This is a genomic window from Streptomyces sp. NPDC046985, assembly GCF_040644415.1.
Taxonomy (GTDB): domain Bacteria; phylum Actinomycetota; class Actinomycetes; order Streptomycetales; family Streptomycetaceae; genus Streptomyces.
Window position 1 is genome coordinate 50704 of sequence record NZ_JBEYWK010000019.1, and the last position, 26898, is coordinate 77601.

Sequence of the window (26898 nt, forward strand, 5' to 3'; positions counted from 1 at the left end):
CGTTATGTACCTTTTTTTCGGTGATCGCGGCGCGCGTTCGGCACTCGTCGACGTCATCGCCCGCTCCCCTGTTCGCCCTTCGCGAGCGGGGCCGGTCCCCTAGCGCCATGACGTGCGGCGCGCGGGGCGGCCGAACGTCAGACTTCCGGGCGCAGCATCGGCGGGTTGAGCAGCGTGGCGCCGCCGGCCCGGAAGAGTTGGGCGGGCCGGCCGCCCTGTCGGGTGGTGGTGCCTCCGGTGGGCACCAGGAAGCCCGGGGTTCCGGTGACCTTGCGGTGGAAGTTGCGCGGGTCGAGCGCCACGCCCCATACCGCCTCGTAGACCCGGCGCAGTTCACCGACGGTGAACTCGGGCGGGCAGAACGCGGTCGCCAGCGACGAGTACTCGATCTTCGAGCGGGCGCGCTCGACTCCGTCCGCGAGGATCTGGGCGTGGTCGAAGGCGAGGGGCGCCACCGGCTCGACGTCGTGGTCGAATCCGCCCTGTTGCAGCAGTTCCTCCACGGACGCCCAGCGGGCGTTGCTGGCGTCGCCGCCCGCGCGGGGCGCGGGCAGATCGGGGGCGAGAGCGAGATGCGCGACGCTGACGACCCGCATACGGGGGTCGCGCTTCGGATCGCCGTAGGTCGCGAGCTGTTCGAGATGCGCACCGTGATCCTGCCCCGGCTCGGACGGGTCGTGCGCGCGCAGTCCCGCCTCCTCGGCCAGCTCGCGCGCCGCCGCGTGCGCCAGGTCCTCGTCCGCGCGCACGAAACCGCCGGGGAGCGCCCAGCACCCCTGGAACGGGGGCTCCCCCCTGCGCACCGCCAGCGCGCACAGGGCATCGCGGCGCACGGTCAGCACGACCAGGTCAACGGTGACGGCGAACGGCGGAAAGGCTGACGGGTCGTAGGGCATGCGGCGATCATAGTCGTCTGCCTGACGATAAACACTCCTTTCACAGGGCCGCAGCGACGTCCGGGCACCGCGGAGTCGCGAGCGCTTTTGAGCGTATGAGCACGCATCGAACAGTTCCGCGCGACCGGGGACAGCGGTTGCGTGCGGTAACCGAAGTCAGACGATCAGGCATCGGCGGCGAGATGCTCACGACCGCCGCGTCGGTGACAGGCACGGCGCCGGACACCGGACACCGGAGGGCGGTCGGCGTGTTCTCGTGGCGCCCTGGCGGTCATTCCTCGCTCTCGTGCTCATGCGTCGCCGCATTCGTGCTCATGCGTCGTCCTCGGGGATGTGGGCTTTCCGAGGACGTCGCAGCGCGGGTCCGTCGCCGTCCCCCGGTCGCCGCCTTTGCGGGGTACACCGCCGCCCGTCGCATCGCGGCCCTTCCCCGTGCCCCGGCTTCCCGTCGCGTCACGCCCCCTTCCGGGGCCCAGGCCCTTCGTCACGTTGCGCGGGTGGGTTCGGCCAGCCGACGCCCGAGGCGGGGCGGGGCGCACGCCGTCGGTTCGGGAGGTCGCCGGACGCGTCCGCTCCGTGCCCGGCAGGTTTGCATCCGGTTCGCTCACCCGGGAGCGGCGGCGGCGAGGGGAGGCGTCCGCCGAGGCGGAGGCAGAGCTGTCCTCCGCGCCGTCCTCCGCCGACCGTGTGCGCTGTTCGCGCTCCGCGCGCAGGCAGCGGCGGACCGATTCCGGGTCCAGTCCCTCGTTGCACGCCTGGTGCAGCAGGTGGGCGAAGAGGTAGTCGGGGTCCGCGCCCAGCGCCATGGCGAGGGCTTCGCGCGCCTCCAGGCCGTCGCCCGCCGACCATGCGACCCAGCCCACGAGCGTCAGCGGCGCGGCCGCGTACTCGCCGTAGGAGCCGACGCAGCGGCGGGCCAGGGCTCGCCACAGCCGCAGCGCCGGGACGGCCTCGTCGCCCTCCATCCACTCGGCGGCGCGGTCGCGGGTCGTGCGGTCCTGCAAGCCGAGGATCAGCGAAGCCGCTTCCTCATCCCTTAGAAGCCGGTCGTCGCGGAGGTCGGCGGCAGCGGCGGCGCCAGCGGGTGCGTCGGCGAAACGGCGGATGAGGTTCTCAGCGAGCGCCAGGGTCTCTTCGGCCACCGCGGCACGGCTGGCCTCGTCCAGAATCCGGGGCATCAGGGCCCGGCCCGCCGCGTCCAGTGCCGTCTCCTGCGACCGCGCGGCGGAGGTCTCGCACGGCAGCAGCCGGCTGCGCAGTTCCTTGAGACTGCCCCTGACCTGGACTCCCGCGTAAGCCGCCGCGGCGGCCAGCACGGAGGTGCCGGGCAGGCCCATGGGCAGCCCTGCGTCGGGGCAGCACCCCTCGTTCGGGCAGCAGTAGGACCAGAAGCGGCCTCCGGAGATGCACAACGCCTCGATCACCGGAACGTCCAGACGGCCGCACTCGGTGCGCAGCTTCTGGGCCAGCGGCCGCAGCCGCCGCATGATCTCCTCCCCCGTCTCGCCCGGGGCCGGCTCCTGGCAGAGGAAGGCGACGATCTGCTCGGGCTTGACGCCTCTGCGCTCGCTGCCGGCGATCAGGCCATGGGCCAACTGCCGGGCCGCCGAGGGCCAGTCGTCCCGGCTCACGGGAATGCCGAGCCTGGCCCGGCCGCCGAACCGGCCGCGTCCGCCGCGGTCGTGCAGGGCGACCAAGACGATGCTGTCCTCCGGCCGGTACCCGAGCAGATAGGGCAGGGCGTCGGCGAGTTCGGCGGGAGTGCGCAGGGTGACCTGGTGTTCCGGTCCGAGGCCTTCGTAGGCGATCTCACCTTTTTGGAAGGGTCCGGTCGTTTCGCTGTGGTTCGTCATGGCCCGACGATCTCGCGAATTCCCGATTCCCGCTCGACCCTGTGGATAAGTCCGACCAAGGACACGTCAACCGCCCCAGCGGCCACCGGTTACCCGAGCACCGGCCACCGACCCCGAAGCCCCGACCACCGGCAACCAGCGACCGGCAACCGGCTCCCGACCCTCGACCCTCGACCCTCGACCCTCGACCACCGCCAGCCCCCGCCTCCCCCCTACCCGAGGGCGACCACCGCCCAGTCGCGCACCCGCCGCCTCCAGCGACTGCCCCGACGCGACTCACGCCGTCACGAGGAACACGCGGCTCGCGCCGTCACGGAGAACTCCCCGCGCTCACTCCCCCGGCGAATCCCGCGGAGTGATCAGGCGCGACACCGCTTCGCAGAGGCTGCGGCGGCGTCGGTCCTCTCGGCTCGGATCGTCGACTTCAGCGATCTCCCGCAGGGCCGGCGACGCGAAGGTCCACGCCTGCACCAGACCCAGGATCAGGACCAGCACGTCCGCGGGATCATGCGCGCTGTCCGGCGCGAGGGACCGCTGGGCTTGGGCCACGACCTCGACCTTGCGGCGGTAGGCGTCGTATTCGATCTCCGACGCCTCTTGACGCTCCAGGTTCCTCCAGCTCAGCAGCCTGCTCACAGTGGGGCGTTCGCGCAGGTAGTCGTAGAGGGAGAGGGCGTAGGCCGCGAGGTCGTCGCCGCGCAGCGGCACGTCATCGATCATCGTCTCGACGTCACGCACCAGGACGGCGTCGAACAGACCTTCTTTGTCCCCGTAGTACACGTAGATCTGACGCTTGTTCACACCGGCCATCTGGGCGATGCGGTCGACGCGTCCTCCCGCCAGCCCGTAGCGCTGGAACTCCTCCACCGCCGCGTCCAACAACTTCGCACGCGTCGCCGCCGACTGTTCCGCCTTCGAACGTCGCGGGGGGTCCTCCGTCACGGCCACTTGCTCCCTAACTAGATGGTTAGTAGTGTCCTCAGTGCTAACTATCCGGTTAGATTAACTTAGCCAAGAAAGAAGGTGCAGCATGCCTGCGACCTGGTTCATCACGGGCGCGTCGCGCGGCTTCGGGCGGGAGCTGACCGAACAGCTTCTCGCCCGGGGCGATCGTGTGGCCGCCACCGCTCGGCGCCCCGAACAACTGGACGATCTGGCGCAGGTCCACGGCGAGCGGCTCTGGACGCGCGCACTGGACGTCACCGACACCGCCGGAATGCGCGAGGTCGCCGCCGCGGCGTTCCACGACCTGGGCCGTGTCGACGTGGTCGTGTCCAACGCCGGCTACGGCATCATGGGCGCGGCCGAGGAACTGACCGACGCCGAGGTCGAGTTGCTGTTGGCCACGAATCTCACCGCGAGCATCAACCTGGCGAGGATCGCGGCTCCCCTGCTCCGGAAGCAGGGAGGCGGCACGATCATGCAGGTCTCCAGCATGGGCGCCCACGTCGCCTTCCCCGGTTTCAGCATGTACCACGCGAGCAAGTGGGGCGTCGAGGGCTTCTTCGAGGCCTTCGCTCCGGAGGTGCGGCCCTTCGGGATCAAGACGGTGCTGGTGGAACCGGGCGTCATCGCGACCAGCTTCTACGACGCCGCCCTGAGCACCACACCGCTCCCGGAGTACGAGGGGCGCGCGGACATCCAGCGCGGCGACGTCGACCCCGCGATCCGGATCGGCGACCAGGCCAAGGTCGCGGCGGCGATGGTCAGAGCCGGTGACCAGCAGGAGCCGCCGCGCCGGCTCATTCTCGGTTCGGACGCCTACCGACTCATGCGGGACGCGATCAGCGACCGTCTGGCCGCAGTCGAAGCGCAGCGTGACACGGCGGCCGTGACCGACGCGGACTGGTACACCGCCGCCTCCGCGTGAGGCGCCCCGCGGCCCGATCCGAGGCGTCCCGCGCCACGATCCGATCCCTGGCGGCCGCCGGGCCGGTTCTCCCCCACGCACACGGCCGGTCCCTCCCTGCGCACGCGGCCGGTCCCGGGCTCCCGCTGCACAGCAGTCCGACACCGGTGGTCCCTCCCTGCGCACGCGGCCGGTCCGCCCCACGCACGCGGCCGTTCGCGATGACCGCTCAGCCGGTCGCCGACCAGAAGAAGCGAACGCCTCGCCCGGCCCCACCACCACGTGGTGAGACGTGTCACCGCCCGCCGAGGACGCCCGAACTCACTGACCACCACCTGATCCGCCCCCCATCCCGATCACACGGAGAACGACTGTGAGCCAGTCCTACGCCTACGACCCGGAACTCGCCGACTTCGTCCCGACGCTGCCCGTGCTGGACGCCTCGGACGTCGAGGGGATCCGCGCGCTCATGAGCGACATGCTGGGCAGCCTGCCGACGCCGGACGCGACCGGCGTGTCCTTCGAAGACCGCACGGCGCCCGGCCCGCCAGGAGCGCCGGACATCACCCTGCGCGTCTACCGGCCGCGGCAGCCGGCCACCGACGGCGTCGTCTACAACGTGCACGGCGGCGGCCTGATACTCGGCGACCTCGACACCGACCACGCCCGGAACATCGCCCTGGTCCGCGAACTCGGCGCCGTCCTGGTGTCCGTGGACTACCGACTGGCGCCGGAGAACCCGTACCCCGCGGGCCTGGAAGACGCCTACGCCGGACTGTGCTGGACGGCGGAGCACGCCGCGGAGCTGGGCGTCGATCCTTCGCGGCTCGTGCTGCACGGCGCGAGCGCCGGCGGAAACCTCTGCGCGGCGCTCGCCCTGCTCGCCCGCGACCGCGGCGGCCCGGCCATCGCCTTCCAGTTCCTCGGCGTCCCGCAGGTCGACGACCGCACGGACACCCCCAGCATGGAACTCACGGAGGTGCCGCTGTGGACGCCCGACAGCTTCGCCGCCGCCTGGCGGCACTACCTGGGACGGCCCGGCGGCGGGGCCGACACCCCGGAATACGCCGCTCCCGGCAGGGCCGCCGACCTGACCGGCTTGCCGCCGGCCTACGTCTCGGTCATGCACTACGACCCGCTCCGCGACCAGGGGATGGCGTACGCGCAAGCGCTTCTGCACGCCGGCAACGCAGTCGAACTGCACCTCTTCCCCGGCACGTTCCACGGTTCCGCCTTCGCCGAGCACACGGAGATCAGCCGCCGCGAACTGGACGAGGAGGTGGCGGTGCTGCGCCGAGCCCTGAACGCGTAAGCGTCCGCGTGGAACGCGGCGGGAAAAGGGAGAGTGACGCCCTAGATCACCCCCTTCCACCGGGCGCACTCACCTCCGCGGGGCACTCTCACCGGCGCCGCCTGCCGCGAAGGTTCGCGCGCCTGACAGGGGACATTTCAGATATATGACTGACGGCGCCACCCCCGCGCCCCGCCCCCGGTCTGCTTGAATCGGCCGTCTGCGGGGCCGGATCGGCCCCACCGGCCAAGCGGGGCACGACGTGGAGCTGCGGCATCTGAGGTATTTCGTGGCCGTCGCCGAGCAGGGAGGCTTCACCCGTGCCGCCGCGCGCTGTTTAGTCGCGCAGTCCGCGCTCAGCCAGCAGATCGCCCGGCTGGAGAAGGAGGTCGGCGCCCCCCTGTTCAGTCGCCGGGGCCGCTCGGTGCGGCTGACCGCGGCCGGGGAGCTGCTGCTGCCGCGCGCCCGCCGCATCCTGGCCGACGTCGACCACGCCCAGGCGGCGCTCGACGCGCTCGGCGGGCTGCGGCACGGACGGCTGCGGCTCGGCCTCGTGCAGACCACGGTCCCCGACTTCGACATGGTCGAGGTGATGGCCGGCTATCACGCCCGCTACCCCGGCATCCACTTCCACGTGACCAACGCGGCCAGCCACGAGATGGCCGAGGCGGTGCTCGCAGGCGAACTGGACCTCGCCGTGGTGGGGCTGGGCCCCCGCCAGGTGCCCGAGGGGCTGCGGCACCGGCTGCTGGGCAGCGATCCGCTGGTCGCGGTGGTGCCGCGCGATCACCCGCTGGCCGACCGGGAGGTGATCGGCCTCGCCGAGCTGCCGGACGACCAGCCCCTCATCCAGTTCCTCCAGGGCTCTGGGCTGCGCCGCCAGGTCGAGACGGCCTACGGTCGGGCCGGTGTGGAGGCGGGCCGGCACTTCGAGATGGGCCGCATCTCCGACATGATCCGGCTGGCCGCGTACGGCGTCGGCGTCACCGTGGTCCCGCGCGCCTCGCTCGGCGCCGGGCCGCCCGGCGACGCCCGGGTCCTGCGACTCGACGACCCGGAGGCCCGGCACTACCAGTACGCCGTCTACGACGAGGACCGCCTCGCTCCCGCCGCCACCGCTTTCCTCGACCTGCTGCCGGAACGGACCGAGCCCTGACCGGAGCGGACGCCGGGCAGGGCGGTCCACCGGAACGGGCGCCGGGCAGCACGGTCCGCCGGACCGGCCGCGCCCCGGACCGGTGACCGCCAGCGGGCGAGCGGGCGAGCGGACGGGCGGACGGGCGGACGGGCGGACGGGCGATCTGTTTTACCGATCGTAGACAGCAAATCCATATGTTGGACTGCTGCGCCGCGCGCTTTCATGCTGAAGAGACAGGACTTCCCCCTGACTTCCCCTTGCCTTCTGCACTCCCCTTGGACGGATCATGGCGCTCGACACCAAGCACGTCACACTTCGCGAGGCATGGGCCACCGTCGCCCCCGATCCGGCGGACCGGCACGGCCCGCTGCCCCCGGTCATGCTGGCGCTGACCGTGGTGACCGGCCTCGTGGACGCCTACAGCTACCTGCTGCTCGGGCACGTCTTCGTCGCCAACATGACGGGCAACGTGGTCTTCTCCGGATTCGCCCTGGCCGGCGCCGCCGGGTTCTCGCTCGCCGCCTCCCTCGCCGCGCTGGCCGCGTTCGCGGCGGGCGCCTTCCTCGGCGGACGCCTCGGCCACCGCTCCCGCGCCCACCGCGGGCGCGTGCTGCACCAGGCGCTCATCCTGGAGACCGTCTTGGTCCTCGCCGCCTGCCTGATCGCCGCCGGCGCCGACCCCGCTCACGCGGCCGTCCCCCGCTACGCGCTGATCGCCCTGCTCGGCGTGGCGATGGGCCACCAGAACGCCACCGCCCGCGCGCTCGCGGTCCCGGACCTGACCACCACCGTCCTCACCCTCACGATCACCGGCATGGCCTCCGACAGCCGCGCGGCCGGCGGCAAGGGCGGCCGGATCGGGCGGCGCATGCTGTCGACGGCCGCGATCCTCGCGGGCAGCCTGATCGGCGCCGTCGCCGTGCTGCACGGCCTACCGGCTCTCCCGCTGCTGCTCGCCACTGTCCTCCTCGCCTTCGTCACCCTGGTCTCCTTCCGGCTCACCCGCTCCGACGCGGACTGGACCCTGCCCCTGTAGAACGTCTGGACCGTCCTCTGGGGTGAGACCGACGAGAGGGTGCAGGTCAGTCGTTCGCACCCGCCAGGACGTACGTCTTGGAACCCGGTCTGCCCCGGTCCACGGGTGGTGTCGACGTCGTCAGTAGAAGGCCAGCGACTCCACCCCCACACCGGCCTCCACGGTGCGGTCGACGACGCCCCGCTCGAGGTCGAGCACGCTCAGGGAGCCGTCGCCTTGGTTCCCGACGACGACCGTGCGGCCGTCGGGGGCGAAGGCCATGTCCATCGGGTCGTGCCCGACGGCGATGTCGCGCTGCTCGGCGAGGTCGTCCCCGGTCAGCACCGTGGCGAGGTCCCCGTCGAGGCTCGTCACGACGAGCCAGCGCCCGTCAGGGCTGAAGCGGGCGATCTGGGCCGCCTCCCGGTGACCCTCCAGTGCGACCGTGCCGCGCAAGGCGTCGGTGGCGGTGTCGAGCACGTGCAGGGCCGGAACGTCGCCGTCGACCAGGACGATCGTGGCGCCGTCCGGCGACACGGCGAGCCCGGCCAGTCCTCGCGGCGCGGGGATCTCGGCTATCGAGCGGCGCTGCGCCAGGTCGGCGACGGTGACGGTGGCGTCCTCCTCGTTCTCGGTGTAGAGCTTCGAGCCGTCGGGCAGCACCTCGATGCGGTGGGCGTTGGTGGAGCCGACGTCGATGACGGCGCGTTGCTCCCCGGTCCGCGGGTCGAGTGCGAGCACGACCCCACTGTCCTCGCAGACGCAGTACAGGACGTCGTCGGCGCCCCAGCGCAGTCCATGCGGCGCGACGTACGGCGCCACGTCGATGTCGCCGGAGTGCCGGCGCCGCGCCAGGTCGATCTCAGCGACCTGATGACCGGGGTGAGGGTTGTCGCCGTGGCGCCCGTCGCCGTAGATCGGGGCGTACGCGGTGGCGTGGTCGGGCGAGATCGCCAGCTCGTGGACCCGGGGCGCGAAGCCCTGGAGGACCTCAAGGGTCGCGTAGGTGTGCGGATCGAGGAACAGAATCTGATTGCCGGCCTTGTCGACGGCGATCAGTCCGGTGCTCCCGGTGGGGAAGTTCGGGTCGGTTCGCGTGGTCATGGGGTACTCCGGCGGGCTCGGCGCCGGTCGCGGAACGCCTTCGCCGTCGCTACGCGATGCGAGCGCGACGCCGAGGGCGACCGGCGCGGGAAGGGGTGTCGCCCCTCGCGCAGGGGCGTGCACGAGTGACGCGATGGGCGCGCCGAGGGCGAGGGGCTGGCGCAGGGAGCGCGGTCGGCGACGGCGGCGAGGAGGACCGCGGTGATCCTCGCCGGGGCCCGGGACGGCGTTGGGGTGGGCGCGGCGCTCGACGCCACGAGCAGCGGCTCGCCCGTCAGCTCGGCTGACCCGCCGTCGCCCTCCTTCGACACTACCCGTCGACTGGGATGACCGCGCTGCGCACGGACGGCCTGGGGCAGAGCGTGCGCCGGGCTGCCGTACGCCGCAGCAGCGTCGTCGCTCAGCGGCGGTCGCCGGCGCGGGCCTCGTGGTAGGGCCGGAGAAACTCGGTCAACGCGGCGAGAGTGGCCTCGGGGGCCTCCTCGGCGGGGAAGTGACCGCAGTCGTCGAACACGACGGCGCGTACGTCGGTCGCGACCGGGGCGATGGTCTGCTCGACCAGGACCCCCGTGGATCGGCCGCCCGCGATGGTGAGGATCGGCAGGCTCAGCGTCTTCTTGGCGCGCTCGGCGTTCTGGGCCATGTTCTCGGTGATGGCGCGGTAGAAACCGAAGCACGCGTGCAGCACGGCAGGGTCGCGCGTGATCGAGTCGATGTAGTGCTCGATCGCGGTCTCGGGCAGTGGACGCACCGCCTTGTTGGCGAACTGCCAGCGGAAGAACAGGTCCTCGCGGCCGCGGACGAGCTGCTCGTTGAGGTCGTCGAGCCGGTTGAACATGAAGTGCCAGAGACGGTTGATCACGTCCTGGTGGGCGAAGATCGGCGGCGAGGGGGCGAGCCCGGGGATGACGGCCTCGGCGAGCGCGAGGCGCTCGACCCGGTCGGGGAAGTCGGCCGCCACCGCGTAGCCGGTCCACATGCCGACGTCGTGCCCGACCATGGCGAACCGGTCGTGGCCCAGCGCCGCCATCAGCGCGACCATGTCGGCGGCGAGAGTGCCGGTGTCGTAGCCGGCGTCGGGCTTGTCGGACAGGCCCACGCCGCGCGGGTCAGGGGCGACGACGGTGTAGTCGCGCGCCAGTTCCGGCATCACCAGCCGCCACGCGTACCAGGTCTCCGGCCAGCCGGCGAGCAGCAGGAGCGGGGGACCTTCGCCGCCGACGACGGCGTGCAGGCGCAGCCCGTCGAGGTCGACCCAGCGGCTGCTGAACACCTCGCCGAAGCCGTCGGGGAGCCCAGGCGTGCCTTCGGCCGATCCGGGACCGGTCGGAGCGGGCAGCGGGTTCGTGCTCGGGGACATGATTTTTCCTCTCGGATCCGGTGACGGGTCAGGAGCGGGGGCGCCTCGGGACGGCGCGCGCAGGGGACCGCTGGGGGGCGACCGCCGCCGCCACGGTGATCACGATGATGAAGGCGGCGAGGATCGCGGTCGCGAGCTTCGCGTCGAGAACCTGGTCCAGACCGCCGAGAGCGAGGGTCGGGACGATGGTCCCGGCATAGGCCGCGAGGAAGTAGGTGGCGTTGAGGTCGGCGCGACGACGGGGATCGGCGAGGCGGGCGGTCACGGCGATGCCGCGGCGGAAGGCCAGGCCGCTGCCGACTCCGGCGAGCACCGTGCCGACGACGAAGACCGGGAACGAACGCGTCCAGAGCCCGGCCACGAAGACCGCGACGCCGACGACCAAGAAGCCCGGGGCGAGCCACCGGCGCTCCAGCCAGCGGGCCGGCGCGCCGAGCTGAGCGACCAGGGCGGAGAGGAAGAGCAGGGCGACGACGCCCCCGACCGTCGCCTCGCTCGCCACATGGAGCACTCCGTGCAAAAAGTCCGGGACGAGCGAGGAGAAGAGCGCGTTCACGGCGAACGCCGCGAACACCGCCGCCGCGACCCGGAGGAAGAGCACCCGGTCCGCGCGGCCGGTCGGCAGCGTCGGTCGGCGCACCGCGAGGGTCGGGCGTCGCGGTTGGACCACGGTCTCGGGGACGAGCGCGGTGGCGAGCACCGCGGGCACGAGGGCGATGAGGTAGATCCAGAAGACAAGGGAGGTCGGGTCCGGGGCGAACTCCGCGAGAAGACCGGCGATGAGGGTCCCGATTCCGAGTCCGCCGAGGTTGGCCGCGGTCGCCGTGATCGTGGCGCGCCGTGTCCTGCCGTGCCCGGCGAGTTCCTCGAGGGCGGCGGTCGCCGTCGCGGTGACGATTCCGGTCGCGAGCCCGCTGAAAAGGCGCGCTGCCAGGAGGACCATGACATCGTCGGCGAGGAGGAACGCGACCGTGCTCACCGCCGCCAGCGCCAGCGCCGCGAACAGCAGCGGGCGGCGGCCCGACCGGTCGGACATCGACGCGAAGAGCATCAGGGAGACCACGACCCCGATCGCGTAGACGGCGAAGATCAGTGTCGTGGTGAGGGGCCCGAACCCCATACGGGGCGCCCAGAGGAGATACAGCGGCACCGGCAGCGTGCCGCCCAGCATCGCCAGCACGTAAACGGCGGCGACCAGCCAGAACGTGCGCGATCCGCGCTGCCGGACCTCCGTCGCGGACGTCTTGTCCCGTCTCCGAAGAGGGGTGCTCGTCTTGCTCATGATGTCGACGCTACTATCCTGGACTGATCGATACAAGATAGTTGGACGGATCAGTCCAAGATGATGGGACAACGCACCCGCACCCCTCGCCCCGCACCCCTCCCTTCGACACCCCCCTTCGACCTCGCCCCCATCTTGGACGGATTAGTCCAGAATGGAGTACCGTGACGCGTGACGATCGCGGAGGAAGGGGGCGCCGGGTGTCCGGTCGCAAGCAGTTCGACGTCGATACGGCGCTTGAGGCGGTGATGGTGACGTTTTGGCGCCTCGGCTACGCCGACACGTCGCTTGACGTGATCGGGCGGGCCACGGGGCTCGGCCGGGGGTCGCTCTACGGGACGTTCGGCGGTAAGGACGTGCTCTTCCGGCTGGCGTTGGCGCGGTACGCACGGACCTGGGGCGACCAGTACGACCGCGCGTTGGCCGGTCATCCCGACGATGCCGTGGCCGCCGTGCGGGCCTATTTCGAGGTCATCGTCGACCGGCTGACGGACCCGACGGTGCCGGACGGCTGCCTGGTGGCGCAGTCTGCGTCCCAGTCGGCGTCGCTCAGTCCCGAGTCGGCCGCGGCGGTCCGCGACCTCCTCGACCGCCAGTGCGAGCGCATCCGCGCCGCGCTGGAGCCCTCGGGTCTGCCGTCTGACGTGCTGCACGACCTCGCTCTGTTCGTGTGCGCGACCAATCAGTCGCTCACCGTGCTCAGCAGGGCCGGCTTCTCCGAGCCCGAGCTGCGGTCTGTGGCGCGTACGGCGACGACGGCCGTCAGCAATGCGCTGGCCGAGGGGTTGAGCGGTGTCGGAGAGCCCGCGAGGCGGTGAGCCGGTCGACGCCGGGGCATCCCCCGCCTGCCTGCTGAGCGCCGTCGTCGTCGAGGGCCGCCACTGAAACGACGACGGCCTCACGGAGGACGTCGCCACCGGCAGCCGTGCGGGTTGCGTCGCAGCCGAGGCAGTGCCGTCGCCACAGCCGCCGTCCGCTGACGGACCCCACCATGGTCCGCTGGGCAGAACCTAGCTGGTGCCGCGTCAGCCGACGTTCGCCTTGTTGGCGAGGGCTGAGCCGTCAATGCAGACTGCACCGCATGGAGTTGATCGCGCAGGGCCGGGACGCTGATGTGTATGCCCTGGATGAGTCCAGGGTGTTGCGGCGATACCGGCACGGGGGGCCCACCGGTCTGGAGTCACGCTTGATGACGCACCTTGCGGCATGCGGGTATCCGGTGCCGCGGGTGTATGAGATCACCGACACGGACATGGTTCTTGAGCGGCTGACCGGGCCGACGATGCTGGATGTGCTGGCCCGGCGTCCGTGGCGGGTGGGTTCTCTCGGCCGGGAGCTGGGCCGCCTGCACGATCGGCTGCATGCGCTTCCGGCGCCGGAGTGGCTGCCCAAGCGGTTCGGCACGGCGGACGGTGACCGGGTGCTGCATCTGGACCTGCATCCAGGCAACGTCATTCTGACCCGGCGGGGACCGGTGGTGATCGACTGGTGCAATGCGGGCGCTGGTGATCCGGCTGCCGATGTGGCGATGACCATGGTGACCGTGGGCAGTGCGGACGTGCCGGGATTCGCCGCCCGCTTTGGGCGGGGGCTGTTGCTGCGCGGTATCCGCAGCGGCTGCCGGACCGACCCGGCCGGACGGATGCAGGAGGCGGTCCGGGTGAAGCTGGACGACCCGAATCTGACGCCCACGGAGGCGGCGTGGTTGCGGCGGCATGCCAGTGTCGGCGATGGACCTGGTGTGGGCTGGACGGATCGGTCAGGCTGATCTGTGGCGGAGCGGGTGCGGGGACGCGAGATCAATGATGACGAGGGCAGACGGCTGCTGCGGATCATCCGCCGGGGCACCGAGTCGGTGGTGACGTGGCGGCGCGCCCAGATGGTCCTGCTGTCCGCGCAGGGCATGCCGGTGGTGAAGATCGCCGAGGTGTCGTTCACCAGCGCGGACCGGGTCCGAGATGTGATCCACAACTTCAACGCCCACGGCTTCGAGTCGCTGTGTCCAAAGTAGCAAGGGCGGCCGGCGGGCGACCTACAACCGCTGCGGCGGAGTACGGCACCTGTTCGCCGCTCTGGACCTTACCAGGGACAAGCTCTACGGCCACATCAAGGCGATCAAGAAGCGCACCCAGTTCCTGGAGTCCTGCCGTTACCTGCGCAGCCTCTATCCGCCCGAGGTCCGCATCGCGATTGTCTGTGGCAACTACTCCCCGCACCTCACCACGAAGAAGTGCCGGCGGGTGGGCGCCTAGGCAGAGGCGAACAACGTCGAGATCGCCTACACCCCGACCAACAGCTCCGGGCTCAACCGGATCGAGGCCCAGTTCACCGCCCTGCGCTACTTCACCCCCGCCGGCGCCGACCATGCCCACCGCAAGGAACAGGGCAGCATGATCCGCCGCTACATCATCTGGCGAAACCGCCACGCCGACGACCGACGCCTATGCGCCGTCATCGACAGGGCGAACGTTGCCTGACGCGGCACTAGGTACCGCCGTCCTGGTGCAGGATCGCCGACCTCGCCGCCCAGGCCAAGATGCTCTGTGTTCGCATCGAAAGCCCGAGCCGGTTCCAGTGGAAGATCACGTGGTAGCTGAGCACTTGCCTCAGTCCCCGGTCGAGTGTCCCGTCCTGTACGGCGTGACCGAGAGCCTGCCCCGTGCTGCGGAAGGCGGCTGCCCACTCGGCGACGGGCTCCAGCGGACCGCCGGAACGCAGCAAAGCGTCGCTGTCGGCGAGTAGCAGAGAGCGAATCTCTTGGGCACGGGCGTCAAGCCGCTCCGCGGGTACGTCGCTGAGGGCCGATCGGTGTTCCTCCGTGATGACGCGATGCCAGACGTCTCCCTGCTCGTACCACTCCAGTCTGGTGGCGCGCATCATGATCGTGCAGAGGAGGACAGACAGCTCCCTTGGCCCCACGGCAAGGTCGCCACGCTGCCGCAACCGCTGAGCCTCCCGACTGTCGGCGATGAAGAGAGAGTGCGCGGTCGTCATGCTGGTCACGCCGCCGAATGCTGCGGTCTCCGGCTCGTAGACGCCGGGCCACCACCGTTGCAGGCGGCCATCGGCAACGAGACGGTCGAGGCCGTCGCCGATGTCGAGCATGGCTCCGATCCGGGGTCGTGGGCGAAGGCGCAGACGCCAGCAGGGGCGCTTCCTGGTGTACCACCAGCCGTCGAGGGCGCCGTCGGCCTCCGCTTCTCGCAGCAAGGGCAGCACGTAGGCGATGAAGGTGGCGTCCGCGTTCGTCCAGTCGGTGAAGTGGAGATACATCTGCCGCCAGTCGCCGGTGGCGGTGTGGCGGGCCAGGGCATCCCGGCCAGCCCGGTCATAGACGGCGACGGCGTCGGACAGGGTCATGACGTCCATCCGGTATTGGCGTGCCGCATCGACGATCGGCAGACCGGCGAGGACGGCGAGGACCGCGCGCTGGATCGGACTCGGTTCCGCCTGGATCAGTTGATCAAGAGACATGCGTCCCATCCGGAGATCGGGGCCTGCTGCGAGGCGAAGGCAGTGAGGGCGAGCGCGGTGCCGGCATCACCGTTGATCAGCCCCGTCGCCGAGACGGCCCCGGGCCGAGCCTGCGCGGCAAGGGTGTCGCCTAGGCGCGTCGGGAGGATTTCCAGCCGAGGATCGAGGGCGTCGGCGGCGGCGCGGACAGCGGTCTGGTAGACGCCTGCCCAGCCGTGACACAGGCCCGTGTCGGTGACCTGGGCGAGCTGCTTGGGATCGGTCAGCGCTCGGTACAGGGCGTCCTCGTAGAACGCCTGGAGATCGGGGGCGCGCAGGGCGAGCCCGGCGAGTTGCCCGGCCCGTGCGATGCCCGTCGTCCCGTAGCACCAGCTCGGCCGGGTGGGAACGTCGTGGTGAGGGCGCCCGAAGTCGAGGTCGCGGCGCGAGATGTGCTCGGGCCACCAGGGACCGGAGGGACTGAGCTGGCACCAGACGTCGAGGTGCTCGCAGATGGCCCACATGGCTTCGCGGTGGCCGCTGACGGTGATGCCGCGGCGCATGGCTTGGGCCAGGAGGAGGAGCGGGCCGGTGATGCCGTGCGCGGCGCCGAAGTTGCCGTGGCCGCCGGGGAAGTGGGGTGATTCACCGCGGAACGGGTCGTGGCGGACCCACCAGCCCGGCAGACCGCGGCTGTCGGAGACGAGAGGGCGGGTCAGGGCAACGAGGTACTTCAGGACTCTTTCCAGGGCGAGCCCTCCCGGATCGGTCCGCAAGAGGTACGCCCCGATGCCGGTGAGGCCGTAGAACAGGTCGTACTCGGCGAAGGTGGGCAGGTCGCCCTTGTGGACGCGGGTGAGGGCGGCGTCCACGCGGCGGTGGGTCAGGCCGGTGATGTGCTGGTGCAGGGTTTTGCGTGCTGGGTCGTGCAGGTGCTGGAAGGGCGGCGGCACGGTGGTGAGGACGAAGCCGACAGACGGGGCGCCGAGGAACAGCCCGGTAGTGTCGGCCGCGCTGATGTCTCCGGCGGCTGCGGCGGTGATCCACCGGTGGGCAGGGCGCCAGGAGCCGCCGTACCGGCTGGCCGTCTCGATGTGCAGCAGGCTGATTCCGGCGGCGCCGTCGGCGAGGGACTGCACCGCCCAGGGCTCCTCCGGGGGAGGGGGTTCCGCGAGATGAGCGGCGTACTCTTCCAGGACCGCCGCGGCCGACGCGGTCATCGGGCCGCCATCCGGTGCTGAAGGGCCGCGGTTCGCACGAGTCGGATCGTGGTCTCCTCGGTGCGCGGATCGACGCCGAGAGCCCGGACGTGGTGCTGGTGCAGCAGTGATCTAACGACATCGAGCGGATCACGCTCACCGATCAATGCCGTCCGGTAGGTGTCCACGGCTGTCGCGCGGGCCCGCCATGCTTCCGTGACCAGGGAGCCGCCGGGGAGGGTCGCGAGAGCGGAGGCGCCGTTCGACGAAGCGAGTTCGAGTACCTGGCTGCGCAGGGCCCGGTCCAGTCGCCCTTTCCCCTGGGGGAGGTTGCGCACCAGCCACTCTTCGGCTGCTGCGGTGTCCGGCGCCAGGGGGCTGACGAGATGCAGGGCGCTGGCCGCTGCGAGGGCCTGCAAGGCGAAGACGTCAGTGCGCTCGGCGAGCTGGATCTGCGCGAGGGCGGCGGCGGAGTCCGCGGCGAACACCTGGTGCGCCGCGTCCATGGCCGCCTCGCCGCCGAAGCGCCCGGTCTGCGGCTGGTAGGGAGCCAGGACGAGTCCGGACACCAGACCCATCCTGTGCAGGCTGTCCGCCCACGTACGCAGGTGTTGGGCGGCGGTCCCGTATGCGTCCTGCGACAGGTGCAGCGCGAGGTCGAGGTGCTGGTCGGCGTCCGGACGAGCCATCTCCCGGCGCCGGATGAACCACCAGGTCGGCGGGGTGTCGCCGAAGGCGGCGAGCAGGTGGGGAAGGTGTCGGACCAGGATCTCGTCGTAGCGGCGCGGGTGGGCGTGGAGCTGCGCGAGGACGACGTCGCCAGCGCCCGGGAGGTGTAGCCCGGCGGGCGCCGACGTGCTGGTGCGGAACCGGGGCACATCGGTGATGTCGGGTTCGGACCTGCTCAGAGACAGCCAGATTTCGTGTGCCCGCCCGATCCAGCCGTGGGCGTCGCCGTCCGGCGCCTCGCGCAGCTCCAGGCGGCGGGTGCTGTCAAGATGTGTGCGCAGGACCCGGCGGTGGACCGGGTGGGACAGATCGAGGGGGAGACGCTGGTCGTACTCGACGACGGCGATCTGCTCCGGGACCCGCAGTCGGCCGCGCCAGACAGTGAAGGCGTGCTCCCACTCCTCCGTGGGGGCTTTGCGTCCGGGCAGGTCGTCGGCCGTCATCAGCCACCGGGCCTGAGCGAGGAGGGTGCGGCGGTAGCGCACCCGCGGAAGGAACGGGAGCCGGGAGCCAGCGCCGAAGTCGAACGGTTTGTAGGCGGCGAACCGCCCGTTGGCCACTTCGGCGAGGAACCGGGCCAGCGGTGGGGTCTGGGTCCCGGCCTCCAGGGCGTGCAGGACTCGCACGTCGATGCGCCGGCCGGTGGAGAGCTGTACGAGGTGGAAGCTGCGCGGGTCGGCGGCGACGGCGATGTCGGCGAGCTGGATCGTCGTCTCGTCGGCCTCCGTGTGGCCGGACAGCCCGATGACGTTCGGCAGGAGCCGCGGTGTACGGGTGACGTTCTCGTTGCGGTGCCGGCGCGGTGGGAACACGAGCTGCGCTGTGAGGGCGCCCGGCGCTCCGCCGTATGTGGCACGGAGCGCTTCCTGTTGCTGGGGCGGCAGAACATGGGCGAACCGGCCCGCCATGCTGCTGCCGGGTCGGGGCGCTGCGGTGAGCAGGACGTCGAAGGAGCCACGGGACAGAGCAGTGGTGCTGGGCGAGTGAATTTCGAAGGCGGCCTCTACACGGGGCTCGAACAGCCGCTCGTCGCTTCCGGCGGCGCTCTCCAATGCGTCGATCATGTCGTCCGTCAGCCGGAGTTCATCGCGGCCGTCCAAGAGGACTTGCTGCACCAGAGCGAGCAGTAGTTCATCGCGGTCGGTGCGCAGTTTCAGGGCGGCACCGCGTTCGGAGCCCATGTATCCGGCGGGTAGGCCCAGGCCGCTGTCGGAGACCAGATCCATCACCGGCACCAGAGCGCCGACGCCGTACCGGGCCCGGAACCGGCGGTGGTAGTCACGCCAGTGCTGGTAGCCGTAGGGCTGCGGGGTGGTCCGGTAGAGGGCCGACACGGCTGCTTGCACTTCCGCGATCACGGTCTGCGGGAGTTGGGTCTCGCAGTCGAGGGCGGTGTCGATGAGCAGCGGTGTGGGGGTGACGGGAGTGAGGGCGCGCATCCGCGCGGCGAGGGCGCTCACGCTGGTGTCGGAGAGCGTCGGCTGGTGGGCGGAGATGTCGTCGCGCAGCGCGTACAGCTCGTGGACCAGGTCCCGTACGTCAGGGACGCTGTCCGCCTGGTGCTGGTCCAACTCGCGGCACAGGTGCTGGAAGGCGTCCACGGTGGTCATGGGCGCCCACAGGCTGGTGATGAGGAACTGCTGCTCGACCAGGCCCAGGAGGAGAGCGTCTGTCTTCTCCGAACTGGCCTGCGGGAAGCTGTCGCGCAGGTGAGCGTAGAGGTCGCCGTAGGGGATGGGAGTGCGGGCCGCGTGCATGGCGGCGGCCACCGGCCGGGCGTTGCGGACGGATATCTCGACGGGGGCCAGGAGGACGGCGTGGCTGTCGGAGGGCGGCCCAGGCGCCACGAGCCGGTCGCCGCGCGTGTGCACGGCGTTGTTAGCGACGAGCGGCAGCCGCTTCAGTAACGCGGGGGTGCGTTGGAGCCGTAGAACCAGTTCGGTGACCCATTCGGCGTCCGGCCGGATCAGCACGCGGTGCTTGTCGCGCCATCGCGCGCTCGCCCGGGGCCCGACCGTCACCGGAGCGATGCCGGCGAACAGGCCCAGCGGCGTGGGCCGGTGCTGCCACCGCAGGAGGTAGGAAACCGTCGACAACGCGGTGCGGCGGACGTGACGGGGATCGGTCTGCCGGCCCCGGACGACTGCCTCGATGGCGTCGGACAGGACGGGGGTGGCCAGCTCCAGCGCGCTGCGGAAGTCTCCGCGCTGCCACACGCGGTTCAGCCATCCACGAGTGACGGCCACGTTGTCCAGGTCGAGGGTGCGCGGGATGTCTGCCGGTCCGGGGCTGGTGGTGGCGCGCAGCAACGCGGCGCCCTGCCACTGATAGCCGACGACTGTTCGGGAAGCCATGAGGCCCTTCCGTCAGGCGGCGCGGAGAAGGAGTGAGGTCTGGTGGGCCGGGCGAAGCACGTCGCCCGGCCCAGCGACGGGGAGCGGCCTGGATCAGGCCGGGTCCTCCGTGAAGGAACCGCAGGCGGAGGCGCCGGTCGCGCAGGTGGTGCCGCAGCCGTCACCTGTGGAGCACATGAGCTTGCCGTACGGGTGCTCGGCGATGACGACCTTGACGTCCAGCGGCGCGAAGTCGTCGTCGTCCAGTCCCGCCAGTAGGGCGGGCGGGGCCAGGGTGGCGCTCGTCATGATGGTGCCCTTCCTCTTGTTCGGATCGTTCGGATGGTGCGGAACTACCTGGCCTCCGGTGTCACACCGGGGGCCAGGAGAGCGAGATCCGGCTGTGCACCTTGTCGATGACCCGGTCGGCCGGGATCTGGTAGTCGGGGGTGACAGCCGGATAGACCCGGATGACCGGGCTGGGGCCGCCGCGCCGGTTGGCTTCCCAGGCGCGGAGCACATCGGCGATCTTGTGAGCGAGCTGCTCGGCGTTCAGGCCGAGGGCGTGCACGCCGTACTCGATGTGCTTGTCGTCCTCGGTTCGGCGGGTGACGAGGTAAGCGAAGGTGTCGTCCTCGACGGCGGCGAGGGCGAACCGCTTGTTCACGGGGGCGACCAGGCCCGTGTCCAGATCCTCATCGACGGCCATCGTGCAGAAGCCCGGCAGGCTGATCGCCATCGCCATCTGGAGGGTGTCGATGAGTTCTTGGATACGCACGGTGACGCCGGTCCACAGTTCGTGGCGCGGTGTCGTGACGGCGTTGTCGAGCCGGTGTGGGTCGGCCGGCAGGCCGTCATCGAACTTGAGCCCGATCTCCGGAGTGCCGTTGACCAGAAGGAGTTCTTCGCGGTGGGCGGTCGAGCCCTGCATCGGGACGAAGCCGCAGATCCTTGCCGACTCGCTCTCCAGGTAGGGGCCGTGTCCGCCCGTGACCTGGGTGAAGGAAACCGACCGGGTCAAGCCGCGCATCCGCAGCGGCACCACGAGCCGACCGCCCTGCTTGAGTTGACTGGTCCACGCCGGGGAGATGTCCCAGGCCCCGGCGGTCACCATCACGACGTCGACTTCGCCGAGGTCCGGCATGGGCTCGGCGGCGTCGGCGGTGACGACGTGCACCCGGTCGTAGCCGTGCTCGTTCAAGAGCCGACGTGCCCGATCGGTGACGAGGGGGTCGATGTCCACGGTGACGACTTCACCGTCCTCACCGACGAGCTCGGCGAGGTAGGCCGCGTTCAGCCCGCCCGAACCAACCTCCAGCACCCGCATACCGGGCTTCACCTGGGCCTGCTCCAGCATCATGGCCTGGATCTGCGGGGCAGACACGGAGCTGAGCTGCACACCGCGCTCGTCCGTCTTGGTGATCACGGCGGCGTAGGTGTCGTACGCCTTGTCCAGCGGGGTGTCGGGGATGAACGCGTGGCGGGGCACCTTGCGCATCACGGCTTCGATCTCCGGGGAGGAGACGTCGCCGTCCGCGCGCAGCTCGTCCACCACCTTGTTCCGCAGGCGGGTCGCCTCGTCGGGCTCGATGGTCGGGTTCGTCATGGACTTCCTTCGGTCGTTCGTGCCGGGGGGAGGGAGGCCGGCGCCGGGCGCCGGCGGCCGGGAGGTTCCGCGGTCGTAGCCGCAGGCGGCGGCTGGTCGCCGATCGCCGTGGCGAGATCGTCGAACACTTCCTCGACGTCAAGCGGCTGCCAGGCTTTTACGCGCTCCAGGACATTCCGCAAGCCGCCTGGACCCAGTGGCGGTGTCCTCTGCTCAACCGGCCGTGAGGGGGCGACCGTGGTGCTCACCGCGCCTTCCCCTGCGTCGGGAGAAGGCACCATACGGTCCTTTTGTCGTCGCTGACGCCCCACGTGCCGTCGAGTCCGCCGACCGTGACCGTCATGAGCAGTAAGCCCCGGCCGTTCTCGGCGTCGTCGCTGGTCTCGCGGAGGGCGAGGTCGCCGGGCACGTTGCTCGTCACGCCGACGTACAGCAAGTCGTCCTGGTGCTGCATCGTGACGTCGACCGCCGTCCCGCCGCTGTGCTGGATGGCGTTGGTCACCAACTCGGAGACAATGAGCGAGACGGGGAACGCCAGGCTGGACAAGCTGTGATAGGAGAGGAAGGCGTGAGTGATACGCCTCGTCGCACCGACCCGGAGGGCGTCCCGCAGGGGAATCTCCTCGCCTTGTGGGCGCCGGGCGATCTCGAAGGAGGTCTGCATCAGGCCCCCGGGCCGAGACTGGTCACCAATGCCGAGTGGGAGCCCTTTGCAGTCGGCTAATGCCTCCCTCGCCGTAAAGATCGTGCTCCGCGCTGTAGCCGTCCCCATTGACCCCTCCTCGTCGCGGACCGAGCACTCAGCGTCGTGCGAGGAGGCAGGTTGTGACTATGTCGCGAATATGACTTCTGACGGACCTTTCGAGTGACACGATGACGCCGCTATGACTTCTTGCCGCCTTCTGAGGGTGGACAGTTCCAACAGGGCACCGAAGCGGTATCCCATGGAGGGGAACCGATTCCGGAGGGGACATGGACGAGGGTCGGCGCACGGTTCTGTTTCGGCTGACGACCAGTAAGGGCATCCGCTCTCACAGGGCGTTCAGCGAAGAATACGCGCGCGTCGCGCAGCGATTACGGGATGAGGGCTACGACGTAGCTCCGCCCCCAGGAGCTCGCCACTACGAGCGTCTGCTGGTCGTCGGAGGCGTGAGAACGGCGCCGCACGCCCCCACGGCCCGTGTCCTGGAGCAGATGTTCCAGCGGACCATCGGGAACCTGCTGCGCTCGGCTGCCGAAGAGCCTACGGACGAGCGTGAGGGCACCGACTGGGCTCCTTCTCCCCCTGTGTCCGACGAAAGCGAATTGCTGATGACCGCTCGGGACGCCGCCTCTCACTCCGGCGAGGCCGCCGCGCTGCGCCTGGACGAGCTGACCCTCGACCAACTCCACGACGACCTGCTGACACTCAGCCGCAAGTACGGCTGCACGGCGCCGTCCGAAGTCTTCGAGGAGGCGAAGAACCTGCTTCAGCAAGTGCAGGTGAACCTCGAACGTACCCGGTCCCCTGAGCAGCACGCCCGCCTCTACTACGCCGCCGCGCAGGCCAGCGCGCTGCTCGCCGCCGTTTCCTTCGGCCTCGGGGCACTGACACCGGCGGTGTCCTTCGCGCGGTCCGCTGCCCAGTACGGCAAGACGATCGACAACGGCCCCGTGCAGGCTTACGCCTACGGAATGCTGGCGTTCATGGCGTTCTGGGACGGCCGCCCCAGCGAATCCGTCCGGCTGGCCAAGGCCGGCCAGCAGTTCGGCGGCCTGGGGGACACTGCTCGCCGCCGCCTCCACGCCATCGAGGCTCGCGCACATGGGCACCTGCGCGCCGACGACCAGGCGCAGCGCGCCATCCGGTCAGCCCTGGAACAGACGGGCGGCCAACGCGACGAGCTACACGACGACATCGGCGGGGAGTTCGGATTCGACGCCGCTCGCACCGCCATGAGCAACGCCACCACCTGCTTGCTCCTGCGCGACCCCACAGGCGCGGAGGAGTTCGCTTCAGCGGCCCTCAGCCTGCTCAGCAGCCGACCGCAGGCCGAGGTACCCATCGTGGTCTCAGGGCCGGCCGCCATCGACCTGGCGCGTGCACGGCTGATGCGCGACGAGGTCGAGGGCGCTCAGGAAGCCCTGACGCCCGTCTTCCAGGTGCCGCCGGGCTGGCGCGGCTCGGGCATGATGGAGCGACTGGTCGCCGCCCGGATCGAGCTCACACGCCCCCAGTTCCGGGGCTCGCCGGCGGCGCTCTCCCTCGCCGAGCAGATCGAGGACTTCAGCGCCCTCTCCCCGGTACGCCGGCTCGGCGCCCAAAGCCCGCTGGCGATCGAAACCTGACCCCTACCGGCCGAGCCGAGCCAGCGCGGCCAGGATCACGGCCTCCTTCTCAGGCGTGATCCCGTGCTCGGCCCAGCGCGGGTGCTCCACCGGCATCCCGCCGTCGCGGAGCCAGGCCCAGGTGTCCGCCACCGTCTCCGACAGCGGGCGGCACACCAGCCCTGCGGCCTGCGCCCGCGTCGACTCGATCTTCCACACGCCCGCGTGGGTTCGCCACAGCGGTAGCTCAGTCCACTGCTTCACGTCGTTGTCCAAGAGCAGCTTGTCCGGCGCCCAGGCCAGTCGCGCGTCACCGCCTGTGGCGAGCACGCAGGCCGTGAGGAAGTCGCTCATCGTCTGCCGCCCGATCGGTGCGACGCAGTTGTACGCGCCGCCCCGCTCGGCCGCGCCCTGGTCGAGTGCGAACGTGGCCACATCGCGTACGTCGATCGGCTGGATGGGCTTGTCCGGGGCGCCCGGAGCGAGCATCCGACCGCCGCGGGCAGCTCGGTTCAGCCACCACGGCAGTCGGCCGACGTACTCGCCCGGACCGAGAATGACCCCCGGCCGCAGGAGGACCGCTCGGTCCTCGCCGAACGCCGCGGTGACTGCCCGCTCAGCGCCTGCCTTCTGCCTGCCGTAGTACCAATCCGGCCCATCCCAGTCTTCAGGGAGTCGGCCGTACCCGGCGTCAGCGTCCGGCGGGCCGTCCAGCACTTCCGAGTCTTCCGTCAGAGAGTCGTTCGGCCACCCACGGTAGGCGTTCACGGTGGAGAGGTAGACGTACCGGCCAGCGAACGGCTCCAAGAGGCGCGCGCCAGCGAGTACGTCACGCGGCGCCATCTCGGAGGCTGATGTGTCCACCACGGCGTCCCACGGTCCTTCACCGGCAAGCCGCGCCAGGTCGGCCGCGACGGTGCGGTCACCGCGTACCGTCCAGGCGCCTTCCGGAGCGGCCCCGGAGCGGCCCCGGTTGAAGACCGTCACCTCCCACCCGCGGTCCAGTGCAGCTCGCACAACTGCGCGACCGAGAAACCAACTTCCGCCGAGCACGAGGATTTTCATGGCCGCGATCCTGCCCGAAGGCAGTGACCGCAAGCCAGGGCGCTGCCCCGTCCATGCAGCCAGGTCTTGACGCTCGCCTCCGCCTTCTCCCTGACCTCCACCGGACTGCTGGCGCTCCGGCTCGGTCGGCACTGCACAAGAATGACCGGCAGGGAAAGGCAGACGAGCCGGGCTGCACGCCGGGTGCGGCCCGGTCGGGATCGTCAGCCTGACGCGGCGAGCACCAGCGGCAGGACCTGGGCCGCTCCCGCCTGCCTCAGCAGGCGGGCGGCGACCGCGAGGGTCCAGCCGGAGTCGGTGTAGTCGTCCACCAGCAGGACGGGACCTGGGGTACGGGCCAGGGCGGCGGCCAGGTCCTCGGGGACGGTGAAGGCGGCGTCCAGGGCCCGGAGCCGTTGAGCGGAGTTGCTGCGTCGTGCCGTGTGCGCGCCGCTCGGCCCGGTGTGCGCCAGGGCGCCCAGGAAAGGAAGGCGCCCGACGTTCGCGACTCCCCGAGCGAGGGAGTCGACGAGCCGGGGGCGGGACAGGGAGGGGACGGCGACGACCCCCACGGGCCGGGCAGGGGCGTCCGGGCCGTCCGACATCCAGCCGTCCGGGGAGCGCGCCCAGTCGGCGAGGACCGTCACCACGGCCTTCAGCACGTCCTCGGGGACGGGGCCGTCGGGCGCCTGCTCGGACAGCAGCGGGCGCAGCCGGTTGCCCCAGCCGATGTCGGAGAGCCGTCCCAGACCCCGGCCGGAGGAACACTGCTGCTGGGGCGGGATGCGCCCCTTGAGGTCGACGCCCAGCGCGGCCATGCCCGTCGGCCACATCCGGCGCGGCTCGACCTCCGTCCCCGGGCGGCCCAGTTCCTTCGTCGCCCCCGCCAGAGTCTCCGTCGAGACGGCGGCGTCGGCCCAGGCGCCCGCGCAGTTGTCGCAACGACCGCACGGCGCCGCCTCCTCGTCGTCCAACTGGCGACGCAGGAACTCCATACGGCAGCCGGCGGTGGTGACGTAGGAGCGCATGGCCTGTTGCTCGGCCGCACGCTGCTCCGTCACCCGCGCATACCGCTCCGCGTCGTACACCCAGCCGGACCCCGTGGCCGTCCATCCCCCCTTCACCCGCCGCACGGCGCCGTCCACGTCGAGCACCTTCAGCATCGTCTCCAGCCGGCTGCGCCGCAGATCCACCGAGCCCTCCAGGGCCGGGACGGAGAGCGGCCGGCACGCCCCGGCGAGGGCCGCGAGGGTCTGACGGACCTGGTCCTCCGGCGGGAAAGCGGTCTCGGCGAAGTAGCGCCAGATCGCCTCGTCCTCCTTGCCCGGCAGCAGCAGCACCTCGGCGTGCTCGACGCCGCGGCCCGCCCGGCCCACCTGCTGGTAGTAGGCGATCGGGGAGGAGGGCGACCCCAGGTGGACGACGAAGCCCAGGTCCGGCTTGTCGAAGCCCATTCCCAGCGCGGACGTCGCCACCAGCGCCTTCACCCGGTTGTGCAGCAGGTCGTCCTCCGCCTGCTGACGGTCGGCGTTCTCCGTCCGGCCCGTGTACGAGGCCACCTCGAGGCCGCTCTGCCGCAGGAACGCGGTGGTCTCCTCGGCCGCTGCCACGGTGAGCGTGTAAATGATCCCAGAACCCGGCAGCTCGTCCAGATGCTCCGCCAGCCAGGCCATCCGGTGCGCGGCGTCCGGCAGCCGCACCACGCCCAACCGCAGGCTCTCCCTCTCCAGCGGGCCGCGCAGCACCAGCGCCTCGCCGCCGCTGGTGCCCAACTGCTCGGCCACGTCCGCTGTGACCCGGGCGTTGGCGGTCGCCGTGGTGGCCAGCACCGGCACGCCCGGAGCGAGCTCGGCCAGCATCGCCCGCAGCCTGCGGTAGTCGGGGCGGAAGTCGTGGCCCCAGTCGGAGATGCAGTGCGCCTCGTCCACCACCAGCAGGCCCGTCGTGGCCGCGAGCTTGGGCAGCATCTGCTCGCGGAAGTCCACGGAGTTGAGACGTTCAGGACTCACCAGGAGAACGTCGACGTCCCCGCGGTCGACCTCCCCGTAGATCGTCTCCCACTCCTCCGGGTTGGCCGAGTTGACGGTGCGCGCGTGGATGCCGGCCCGCGCCGCCGACTCGACCTGGTTGCGCATCAGCGCCAGCAGCGGCGAGACGATCACCGTCGGCCCGGCGCCGCGTCGGCGCAGCAGGGCGGTGGCCACGAAGTACACCGCCGACTTGCCCCACCCCGTGCGCTGCACCACCAGCGTGCGACGGCGCTCCACCACCAGGGCCGCCACCGCCTGCCACTGGTCCTCCCGCAGCCGCGCCGACCCCGACGGATCACCGACCAGCTCGGCGAGGACGGCGTCGGCTTCGGCACGCAGCTCCACATCGTTCATGCCTCTATGCAACCCGACGCCACGGACAATCGGCCACTTCACCCCACGTGACGGA

The 26898-nt window shown here is 71.0% G+C and carries 21 protein-coding genes and 1 pseudogene; 8 read left to right on the forward strand and 14 right to left on the reverse strand.

Annotated features, from left to right (window positions below; genetic code table 11):
• Positions 1–137 precede the first annotated feature (137 nt).
• From ABZ861_RS23745 to ABZ861_RS23755, 3 genes are all read right to left on the reverse strand, one after another.
• Positions 138–896: an NUDIX domain-containing protein gene (locus ABZ861_RS23745; protein ID WP_361633333.1), complete on the reverse strand. Its 759-nt coding sequence runs from the start codon at positions 894–896 to the stop codon at positions 138–140.
• Between the two features lie 290 nt (positions 897–1186).
• The gene (locus ABZ861_RS23750) at positions 1187–2749 is read right to left on the reverse strand and encodes a DUF4192 domain-containing protein (RefSeq protein ID WP_361633336.1); all 1563 of its coding nucleotides are present in this window, start codon (positions 2747–2749) and stop codon (positions 1187–1189) included.
• Between the two features lie 330 nt (positions 2750–3079).
• Positions 3080–3691 (reverse strand): TetR family transcriptional regulator, encoded by a 612-nt coding sequence (locus ABZ861_RS23755; RefSeq protein WP_361633339.1) that lies wholly within the window; start codon positions 3689–3691, stop codon positions 3080–3082.
• 88 nt (positions 3692–3779) lie between these two features.
• Between ABZ861_RS23755 and ABZ861_RS23760 the strand changes: the two genes are divergently transcribed.
• The 4 genes from ABZ861_RS23760 to ABZ861_RS23775 all read left to right on the forward strand — a co-directional run bounded on the left by ABZ861_RS23760 (position 3780) and on the right by ABZ861_RS23775 (position 8063).
• Positions 3780–4619, forward strand: a complete 840-nt coding sequence (locus tag ABZ861_RS23760; protein WP_361633342.1) for an SDR family oxidoreductase — start codon at positions 3780–3782, stop codon at positions 4617–4619.
• Between the two features lie 352 nt (positions 4620–4971).
• Positions 4972–5910 (forward strand): alpha/beta hydrolase, encoded by a 939-nt coding sequence (locus tag ABZ861_RS23765; protein WP_361633345.1) that lies wholly within the window; start codon positions 4972–4974, stop codon positions 5908–5910.
• A gap of 241 nt (positions 5911–6151) precedes the next feature.
• Positions 6152–7045: a LysR family transcriptional regulator gene (locus ABZ861_RS23770; protein WP_361633348.1), complete on the forward strand. Its 894-nt coding sequence runs from the start codon at positions 6152–6154 to the stop codon at positions 7043–7045.
• A 268-nt stretch (positions 7046–7313) separates the two neighbouring features.
• Complete coding sequence (locus tag ABZ861_RS23775) at positions 7314–8063, forward strand: YoaK family protein (protein ID WP_361633351.1); 750 nt, start codon at positions 7314–7316, stop codon at positions 8061–8063.
• Positions 8064–8183: 120 nt separating this feature from the next.
• On the opposite strand, the gene ABZ861_RS23780 is transcribed toward ABZ861_RS23775, so the two are convergent.
• From ABZ861_RS23780 to ABZ861_RS23790, 3 genes are all read right to left on the reverse strand, one after another.
• Positions 8184–9146: a hypothetical protein gene (locus ABZ861_RS23780; protein WP_361633353.1), complete on the reverse strand. Its 963-nt coding sequence runs from the start codon at positions 9144–9146 to the stop codon at positions 8184–8186.
• A gap of 400 nt (positions 9147–9546) precedes the next feature.
• A complete protein-coding gene (locus ABZ861_RS23785; RefSeq protein WP_361633356.1) occupies positions 9547–10506 on the reverse strand; it encodes an alpha/beta hydrolase in 960 nt (319 codons plus the stop codon).
• A gap of 28 nt (positions 10507–10534) precedes the next feature.
• Entirely contained in the window at positions 10535–11788 is a 1254-nt protein-coding gene (locus tag ABZ861_RS23790) for an MFS transporter (RefSeq protein ID WP_361633359.1), read from the reverse strand.
• A 200-nt stretch (positions 11789–11988) separates the two neighbouring features.
• Here ABZ861_RS23790 and ABZ861_RS23795 point away from each other — a divergent pair, with 200 nt between their 5' ends.
• The 3 genes and pseudogenes from ABZ861_RS23795 to ABZ861_RS23805 all read left to right on the forward strand — a co-directional run bounded on the left by ABZ861_RS23795 (position 11989) and on the right by ABZ861_RS23805 (position 14265).
• Positions 11989–12606, forward strand: a complete 618-nt coding sequence (locus tag ABZ861_RS23795) for a TetR/AcrR family transcriptional regulator (RefSeq protein ID WP_361633362.1) — start codon at positions 11989–11991, stop codon at positions 12604–12606.
• A 263-nt stretch (positions 12607–12869) separates the two neighbouring features.
• Entirely contained in the window at positions 12870–13556 is a 687-nt protein-coding gene (locus ABZ861_RS23800) for an aminoglycoside phosphotransferase family protein (protein ID WP_361633364.1), read from the forward strand.
• Positions 13557–13559: 3 nt separating this feature from the next.
• Positions 13560–14265 (forward strand): annotated as a pseudogene (locus ABZ861_RS23805) (helix-turn-helix domain-containing protein).
• 7 nt (positions 14266–14272) lie between these two features.
• Here the strand turns inward: ABZ861_RS23805 and ABZ861_RS23810 are convergent.
• The 6 genes from ABZ861_RS23810 to ABZ861_RS23835 all read right to left on the reverse strand — a co-directional run bounded on the left by ABZ861_RS23810 (position 14273) and on the right by ABZ861_RS23835 (position 21772).
• Entirely contained in the window at positions 14273–15262 is a 990-nt protein-coding gene (locus tag ABZ861_RS23810) for a thiopeptide-type bacteriocin biosynthesis protein (protein ID WP_361633367.1), read from the reverse strand.
• Positions 15244–16461, reverse strand: a complete 1218-nt coding sequence (locus tag ABZ861_RS23815; protein ID WP_361633369.1) for a lanthionine synthetase C family protein — start codon at positions 16459–16461, stop codon at positions 15244–15246. Before ABZ861_RS23815 ends, ABZ861_RS23810 begins: the two co-directional genes overlap by 19 nt.
• Positions 16458–19523: a lantibiotic dehydratase gene (locus ABZ861_RS23820; protein WP_361633372.1), complete on the reverse strand. Its 3066-nt coding sequence runs from the start codon at positions 19521–19523 to the stop codon at positions 16458–16460. Before ABZ861_RS23820 ends, ABZ861_RS23815 begins: the two co-directional genes overlap by 4 nt.
• 93 nt (positions 19524–19616) lie before the next feature.
• Positions 19617–19811 (reverse strand): FxLD family lanthipeptide, encoded by a 195-nt coding sequence (gene fxlA, locus ABZ861_RS23825; protein ID WP_361633375.1) that lies wholly within the window; start codon positions 19809–19811, stop codon positions 19617–19619.
• Positions 19812–19872: 61 nt separating this feature from the next.
• A complete protein-coding gene (gene fxlM, locus ABZ861_RS23830; RefSeq protein ID WP_361633378.1) occupies positions 19873–21108 on the reverse strand; it encodes a methyltransferase, FxLD system in 1236 nt (411 codons plus the stop codon).
• Between the two features lie 244 nt (positions 21109–21352).
• Positions 21353–21772, reverse strand: a complete 420-nt coding sequence (locus tag ABZ861_RS23835; protein WP_361633381.1) for an ATP-binding protein — start codon at positions 21770–21772, stop codon at positions 21353–21355.
• 485 nt (positions 21773–22257) lie between these two features.
• Here ABZ861_RS23835 and ABZ861_RS23840 point away from each other — a divergent pair, with 485 nt between their 5' ends.
• Entirely contained in the window at positions 22258–23436 is a 1179-nt protein-coding gene (locus ABZ861_RS23840) for a hypothetical protein (protein ID WP_361633384.1), read from the forward strand.
• Between the two features lie 3 nt (positions 23437–23439).
• Here ABZ861_RS23840 and ABZ861_RS23845 read toward each other — a convergent pair whose 3' ends face one another.
• Both ABZ861_RS23845 and ABZ861_RS23850 read right to left on the reverse strand, forming a co-directional pair.
• A complete protein-coding gene (locus ABZ861_RS23845; RefSeq protein ID WP_361633556.1) occupies positions 23440–24480 on the reverse strand; it encodes an NAD-dependent epimerase/dehydratase family protein in 1041 nt (346 codons plus the stop codon).
• A 203-nt stretch (positions 24481–24683) separates the two neighbouring features.
• Positions 24684–26843, reverse strand: a complete 2160-nt coding sequence (locus ABZ861_RS23850; protein WP_361633387.1) for a RecQ family ATP-dependent DNA helicase — start codon at positions 26841–26843, stop codon at positions 24684–24686.
• Positions 26844–26898: the final 55 nt, after the last annotated feature.